Below are 6693 nucleotides of genomic sequence, written 5' to 3'. Positions count from 1 at the left end.
GCGCTCGTACCCCTACGAGCGCCGAGGGCGCCTTCCGTGTCCGTGCGGTGGCTTCGTGCCGTCGGCTTCGCGCCGCCGCGCGGGTCTCACGCGTCCGGGTGCCTACACGACCAGGAACGTCGCCGTCAGCAGGGCCATCCCCGTGCCCGCCATCAGCCAGGCCACGCGGGTCAGCCGCAGACCGCCCGCCACCACCACCGAGGCGAGCAGCAGGGCACCCCCGAGCGGAACCCAGGCGTAGAGCAGGCCGGCCGGGCCGCTGCGGACGACCTCGTCGCTGCCGGGCTTCACCGTGACCGTGTACGTCCGGCCCTTCTCCACCGCCACCGACTCGTCGATGACGACATGGGTCCGTGCCCGCGAACCGGGCGACACCGGCGTGTACGGACCCGCACAGACGTCCCCCGAGCACGACCGCACCGCGATCGTGCCCTGCTCCCGGCCCTTGCCCAGCATCACGTGCTGCGCGGTGCCCCAGGAGGCCCACACGCCCGCGATGAGGATGAGCCCGGTGACCACGCCCATCGCCGCGAGCTGTCCGAAACGCAGCGCCGCGAACGCGCTCTGACGTGAGGTGACGGCACGCATGGCGGGGATCATTGGCCATGGCAACGCGCTGGGTCAACCCCGGCAGGGGACAAGTCGTCAGTTGTACGAGTACGTCGACCACCGGCCCCGGCCGCCCGGCCCGCGTGCGCGGTTCCCGGGGTCCTCGCGGCCGCCCGTCAGGAGTTGTACGTGCCCTGGGCCCGCTCCAGGCCCTCGATCACCAGACACTCCACCGCGTCGGCGGCCCGGTCGACGAAGTAGTCCAGTTCCTTGCGCTCGGCGGACCCGAAGTCCTTCAGCACGAAATCCGCGACCTGCATACGGCCCGGAGGACGCCCGATGCCGAACCGCACCCGGTGATAGTCCGCGCCCATCGCCTTCGTCATGGACTTCAGACCGTTGTGGCCGTTGTCGCCGCCGCCCAGCTTCAGCCGCAGCACGCCGTAGTCGATGTCGAGCTCGTCGTGGACCGCCACGATGTTCGCCGTCGGCACCTTGTAGAAGTCCCGCAGCGCGGTCACCGGGCCGCCCGACAGGTTCATGTACGACATCGGCTTGGCCAGGATCACCCGGCGGTTGGCCGGGCCGGGCGGTCCGATCCGCCCCTCGATCACCTGGGCCTGCGCCTTGCCCGCCCGCTTGAACTTCCCGCCGATCCGCCCGGCCAGCAGATCGGCCACCATGAAGCCCACGTTGTGCCGGTTCATGGCGTACTCGGGGCCCGGGTTGCCGAGGCCCACGATCAGCCAGGGCGCATTGGCGTCGGTCGTCACGTCCGTGTCTCCCATGTGTCCTTGATACGCGGCAGCCGCCGCTCCCGACAGGAGCGGCGGCTGACACAGATGAAGATTCCCGGGGGGATCAGGCCTCGGCGGAGGCTTCGCCCTCGGCGCCCTCGGCGGCCGGCTCCTCGGCCTGCGCCGACAGGACCTGGATGACGACCGCGTCCTCGTCGATCGCCAGCGTGGTGCCCTTGGGAAGCTTGATGTCCTTGGCGTGGATGGAGGCACCGGCCTCCAGGCCCGCGATGGAGACGGTGACCGACGTCGGGATGTGGGTGGCCTCGGCCTCGACCGTCAGGGTGTTCAGCACGTTCTCGACGAGGAAGCTGCCCGGGGCCAGCTCGCCCTCGGTCTGCACGAAGACCTCGACGGTGACCTTCTCGCCGCGCTTCACGAGGAGCAGGTCGACGTGGTCGAGGCTGCCCTTGATGGCGTCGCGCTGGACGGCCTTCGGGATCGCCAGCTCGGTCTTGCCCTCGATGTCCAGGGTGAGCAGGACGTTCGCGGTACGCAGGGCGAGCTGCAGCTCGTGGCCCGGCAGCGTGATGTGGACCGGCTCGGTGCCGTGGCCGTAGACGACCGCGGGAACCTTGGCCTCGCGGCGGATGCGGCGGGCGGCACCCTTGCCGAACTCGGTGCGGGTCTGGGCGGCGAGCTTGACCTCGGACATGTTCACTCCTCGTAGATCCTGGGGAAAAGGGTCACCCGGCCGAACATCGGCCTGCTACGAAGAGCGCGTCGATAACGGACAGCCGCGCACACAAATGCGGCCTCCCTCGCCGAGCAACTGTGACAGCTTACGGGGCGGGGAGGCCGTACAAGAAATCGATCTAGGCGGCCGGTCGGCGGCGAGGTCCGCTGCCGACCGGCGGGGTAGGGCTTAGTGCTCCTCGAACAGGCTCGTCACCGAGCCGTCCTCGAAGACCTCACGCACCGCGTCGGCGATCGTCGGAGCGATCGACAGCACCGTGATCTTGTCGAGCTCCAGCTCACCCGGGGTCGGCAGGGTGTCCGTGAAGATGAACTCGCTGACCTTGGAGTTCTTCAGACGGTCGGCCGCCGGGCCGGAGAGCACGCCGTGCGTGGCCGTCACGATGACGTCCTCCGCGCCGTGCGCGAAGAGCGCGTCGGCGGCGGCGCAGATGGTGCCACCGGTGTCGATCATGTCGTCGACGAGCACGCAGACGCGGCCCTTCACGTCGCCGACCACCTCGTGGACGGTGACCTTGTGGGCGACGTCCTTGTCGCGGCGCTTGTGCACGATGGCCAGCGGAGCGTCGAGACGGTCGCACCAGCGGTCGGCGACCCGCACCCGGCCGGCGTCCGGGGAGACGACGGTGAGCTTGGACCTGTCGACCTTCGTGCCCACGTAGTCGGCGAGGATCGGCAGCGCGAACAGGTGGTCCACCGGGCCGTCGAAGAAGCCCTGGATCTGGTCGGTGTGCAGATCGACCGTGAGGATGCGGTCCGCGCCGGCCGTCTTCATCAGGTCCGCGATCAGACGCGCCGAGATCGGTTCACGTCCACGGTGCTTCTTGTCCTGACGGGCGTAACCGTAGAAGGGCACGATCACGGTGATGCTCCGGGCGGAGGCCCGCTTCAGAGCGTCGATCATGATGAGCTGTTCCATGATCCACTTGTTGATGGGGGCCGTGTGGCTCTGCATCAGGAAGCAGTCGGCGCCGCGCGCGGACTCCTGGTAGCGGATGTAGATCTCGCCGTTCGCGAAGTCGAAGGCCTTCGTCGGGACGACCCCGACACCCAGCTTGTGGGCGACCTCCTGGGCAAGCTCGGGGTGGGCGCGGCCGGAGAAGAACATCATCTTCTTCTTGCCGGTCGTCTTGATCCCGGTCACAGCACTGTCTCCTCAGAGGTCATCTCAGTGGGCGTGAGAGGTCTTCTCGGCGGGGTCGCGAGAGGGCTTCTCAGCGGGGTGCGGGTGTGCACTTATCACGGTACGCCGTCCCAGACGTGCCGTTTTCCGGTCAGCCTTCGCCTTCCGGTTCCCGGGAGGCGGTCTCCGCGGCCTTCGCGGCGGCGCTTCCGGGACGCTTGCGAGCCACCCAGCCCTCGATATTGCGCTGCTGGCCACGGGCCACGGCCAGCGAACCGGGCGGCACGTCCTTCGTGATGACGGAGCCCGCCGCGGTGTACGCGCCGTCCCCGACCGTGACAGGAGCCACAAACATGTTGTCCGAACCCGTACGGCAGTGCGAGCCGATCGTGGTGTGGTGCTTCTCCTGCCCGTCGTAGTTCACGAACACGCTGGCGGCACCGATGTTCGAGTACTCGCCGATCGTCGCGTCACCGACGTACGACAGGTGCGGGATCTTCGTCCCCTCGCCGATCGTCGCGTTCTTCGTCTCGACGTACGTGCCGACCTTGGCCTTCGGGCCGATCCGCGTGCCCGGACGCAGATACGCGAACGGGCCCACCTTCGCCTCGGGGCCCACCTCGGCGGTGTCGGCCACGGTGTTGTCGACGCGGGCGCCGGCACCCACCCGGGTGTCCTTCAGGCGGCAGTTGGGCCCGACCTCGGCACCCTCGGCGACATGCGTGGCGCCCTGGAGCTGTGTCCCGGGGTGCACGATCGCGTCCTGTTCGAAGGTGACCGTCACATCGACCCAGGTCGTCGCGGGGTCCATCACGCTGACGCCGGCCAGCATGGCCCGGGTGAGCAGCCGGTCGTTCAGGATGCGGCGGGCCTCGGCGAGCTGTACGCGGTTGTTGATGCCGGCGATCTCGCGGTGGTCGGCGGCGACGGCCGCGCCCACCCGGTGCCCGGCCTCGCGCAGGATCCCGAGGACGTCCGTCAGGTACTCCTCGCCCTGGCTGTTGTCCGTGCGCACCTTGCCGAGCGCGTCGGCGAGGAGCCGGCCGTCGAAGGCGAAGACGCCCGAGTTGATCTCGCGGATCGCGCGCTGCGAGTCGGTCGCGTCCTTGTGCTCGACGATCGCGGTGACCGCGCCGCTGGCGCCGTCCCGCACGATGCGGCCGTAGCCGGTGGCGTCGGGGACCTCGGCGGTCAGCACGGTGACGGCGTTGCCGTCGGCGCTGTGGGTCGAGGCTAGCGTGAGCAGGGTCTCTCCGCTGAGCAGGGGGGTGTCGCCGCAGACCACGACGACGGTGCCGTCCACGCCGCCGCCGAGCTCTTCGAGGCCCATCCGTACCGCGTGCCCGGTGCCGTTCTGCTCGGCCTGCACCGCCGTCCGGACGTCCGGGTCGATCTCCGCGAGGTGCCCGACGACCTTCTCGCGGGCGTGGCCGACGACGACGACCAGGTTCTCGGGATCCAACTCGCGCGCGGCGGCCAGCACATGACCGACGAGGGAGCGTCCGCAGATGTCGTGCAGAACCTTGGGTGTGGCCGATTTCATACGGGTGCCCTCACCCGCTGCAAGTACGACGACGGCTGCCGGGCGATTGGCGCTCACGGGGTTGCCCTTCGGCTTCGGATGGCGGGGTGTGGACATCCGCAGGATACCGGGGCGAATCAGGAGGGATGCGGGAGAGGGCCTGATGGTGCTGTCAGGGGCCGGATCGACCAAGGCTCCCCCGCCAGGACTCGAACCCGGACAGATGGCACCAAAAGCCACAGTGCTGCCAATTACACCACGGGGGAAGAAACTCGATCGAACCGGACATTTGGTCGGCTCGTCGAGTCGGCACCCAACACTATGCCGTACGGGATGCCCTCCGTGCGACGGTACAACTCGGCGCTTCCCGCGCGGCAGATGACCGAGTGGTCCCGGAGGCCGTCCGAGGCGTCCGCGGCGGTCCGGTGTTTGCGTTCCTGTGCTTGCGGGACCGGGAGCGGCCCCGGGCCGGTGGCGTTTCCGGGACCGCTGAATCCGACGGGGGTGTGGTGTAGGCCAGTCGGGGAAACTCACCGGAAATGGTTCGGGGTGCAACCGTAGGCTGGAGGCATGACCACGACGGGGGAAGAGCACACCGGGGCCGGGAACGGGCCGTGGTGGTGGGTCGGATGGCGCGGTGCGGTGTTGGACGGGGGGCTCGCTCTGGGGTCCGCGTTCGAGTGCGGTGGGGAGGGGGTCCGCTTCGCTCACGACGCGGGACTGCCCACTCCGGTGGGGGTCGCGTTCGGGACGGTGGCCGGGTCCGTACTGCTGGTACGGCGGAAGTGGCCGATCGCGGTCGTCCTGGTGTCCATCGCGATCACGCCCGCCCAGATGGGGTTCCTGATGGGACTCGTCGGGCTCTACACACTCGCCGCCTCCGAGCTGCCGCGGCGCATCACCGCGGCACTGGCCGGGATGTCCTTCGCCGGCATGCTGATCGTCACGTTCGTCCGGGCGCACCAGAGCGTCGTGGACGGGGACGTGCCGATGGGGAACTGGCTCGTCCCCTTCGCCTCCATCACGACGGCCATCGGGATGACCGCGCCGCCCGTGCTGCTCGGGCTGTACATGGGGGCCAGGCGCCGGCTCATGGAGAGCCTGCGGGAGCGGGCGGACTCGCTGGAGCGGGAGCTCCAGCTTCTCGCGGAGCGCGCGGAGGAGCGGGCGGAGTGGGCGCGCAACGAGGAGCGCACCCGGATCGCGCGGGAGATGCACGACGTGGTCGCGCACCGGGTCTCGCTGATGGTCGTCCACGCGGCGGCGCTTCAGGCCGTCGCCCGGAAGGATCCCGAGAAGGCCGTGAAGAACGCCGCCCTGGTGGGGGACATGGGGCGGCAGGCGCTGACCGAGCTGAGGGAGATGCTGGGCGTGCTCCGCACGGGGGACGGGCTGCAGGCGCGCGTGCCGTCGGTGCCGCTGGCGGCCGTGGGGGCCGCCGCGGCCGCCGCCGCTTCGCGGGCGGCCGGCGACTCCTCCGGGGCCGGTGAGGGGCCGAGTCTGGCCGAGATCGACGAGCTGATCGGGCAGTCGGCGGCGGCCGGGATGGTCGTGGCCCTGTCGGTCGAGGGGGACATGCGGGCGTACGCCCGTGAGATCGAGCAGACCGCCTACCGGGTGGTGCAGGAGGCGTTGACGAACGTCCACAAGCACGCGGCGGGGGCCAAGACGTATGTCCGGCTGGCGCATCGGGTGTCCGAGATCGCGATGCAGGTGGAGAACGAGTGTCCGCCGGAGGTGGGGGCGGGGTCGTCCGTCGGGCTGCCCAGTGGGGGGAACGGGCTGCTGGGGATGAAGGAGCGGGTGGCCGCGCTCGGGGGTGTGTTCGTGTCGGGGCCTACGGACGCGGGTGGGTTCCGTGTGTCGGCGGTGATCCCGGCGTAGCCCTCCGGGCGGGTGCGGGTGCGGGTTCGGTCCGGTGGGTGGGTCGGGGCCGTGCCGGTGCATCAGCCCGTCGCCGTTGGGTGAGGGGTGGGCGTCGGTGGCGACGGGCATCGATGTACCGG

The 6693-nt window shown here is 70.1% G+C and carries 6 protein-coding genes and 1 tRNA gene; 1 reads left to right on the top strand and 6 read right to left on the bottom strand.

What is annotated here, in order from left to right; genetic code table 11:
• Nucleotides 1–102 precede the first annotated feature (102 nt).
• The 6 genes from ACWEBX_RS36120 to ACWEBX_RS36095 all read right to left on the bottom strand — a co-directional run bounded on the left by ACWEBX_RS36120 (nt 103) and on the right by ACWEBX_RS36095 (nt 4953).
• Entirely contained in the window at nt 103–600 is a 498-nt protein-coding gene (locus ACWEBX_RS36120; protein ID WP_451888984.1) for a hypothetical protein, read from the bottom strand.
• Nucleotides 601–725: 125 nt separating this feature from the next.
• Nucleotides 726–1337, bottom strand: a complete 612-nt coding sequence (gene pth / locus ACWEBX_RS36115; RefSeq protein WP_389849223.1) for an aminoacyl-tRNA hydrolase — start codon at nt 1335–1337, stop codon at nt 726–728.
• 73 nt (nt 1338–1410) lie between these two features.
• Nucleotides 1411–2001, bottom strand: coding sequence for a 50S ribosomal protein L25/general stress protein Ctc (locus tag ACWEBX_RS36110; RefSeq protein ID WP_451888983.1), 591 nt, complete (start codon nt 1999–2001; stop codon nt 1411–1413).
• Between the two features lie 210 nt (nt 2002–2211).
• On the bottom strand, nt 2212–3186 hold the full coding sequence (locus ACWEBX_RS36105) for a ribose-phosphate diphosphokinase (protein WP_451888982.1): 975 nt from the start codon (nt 3184–3186) through the stop codon (nt 2212–2214).
• A 130-nt stretch (nt 3187–3316) separates the two neighbouring features.
• Nucleotides 3317–4765 carry a bifunctional UDP-N-acetylglucosamine diphosphorylase/glucosamine-1-phosphate N-acetyltransferase GlmU gene (glmU, locus tag ACWEBX_RS36100; protein ID WP_451888981.1) on the bottom strand — a complete coding sequence of 483 codons (1449 nt, stop codon included), beginning with the start codon at nt 4763–4765 and terminating at the stop codon, nt 3317–3319.
• Between the two features lie 116 nt (nt 4766–4881).
• Nucleotides 4882–4953: transfer RNA gene (locus ACWEBX_RS36095), tRNA-Gln, on the bottom strand.
• 304 nt (nt 4954–5257) lie between these two features.
• Here ACWEBX_RS36095 and ACWEBX_RS36090 point away from each other — a divergent pair.
• Nucleotides 5258–6571, top strand: a complete 1314-nt coding sequence (locus ACWEBX_RS36090) for a sensor histidine kinase (protein ID WP_451888980.1) — start codon at nt 5258–5260, stop codon at nt 6569–6571.
• Nucleotides 6572–6693: the final 122 nt, after the last annotated feature.

Source organism: Streptomyces sp. NPDC005070 (genome assembly GCF_053600395.1).
Note: the sequence above shows the minus strand (reverse complement) of the source record. Positions and strands in the feature narration are given on the sequence as shown.

Coding starts and splice junctions, on each gene's coding strand:
- ACWEBX_RS36120 (WP_451888984.1), bottom strand. CDS start 600: ATGATCCCCGCCATGCGTGCCGTCACCTCACGTCAGAGCGCGTTCGCG.
- pth (WP_389849223.1), bottom strand. CDS start 1,337: ATGGGAGACACGGACGTGACGACCGACGCCAATGCGCCCTGGCTGATC.
- ACWEBX_RS36110 (WP_451888983.1), bottom strand. CDS start 2,001: ATGTCCGAGGTCAAGCTCGCCGCCCAGACCCGCACCGAGTTCGGCAAG.
- ACWEBX_RS36090 (WP_451888980.1), top strand. CDS start 5,258: ATGACCACGACGGGGGAAGAGCACACCGGGGCCGGGAACGGGCCGTGG.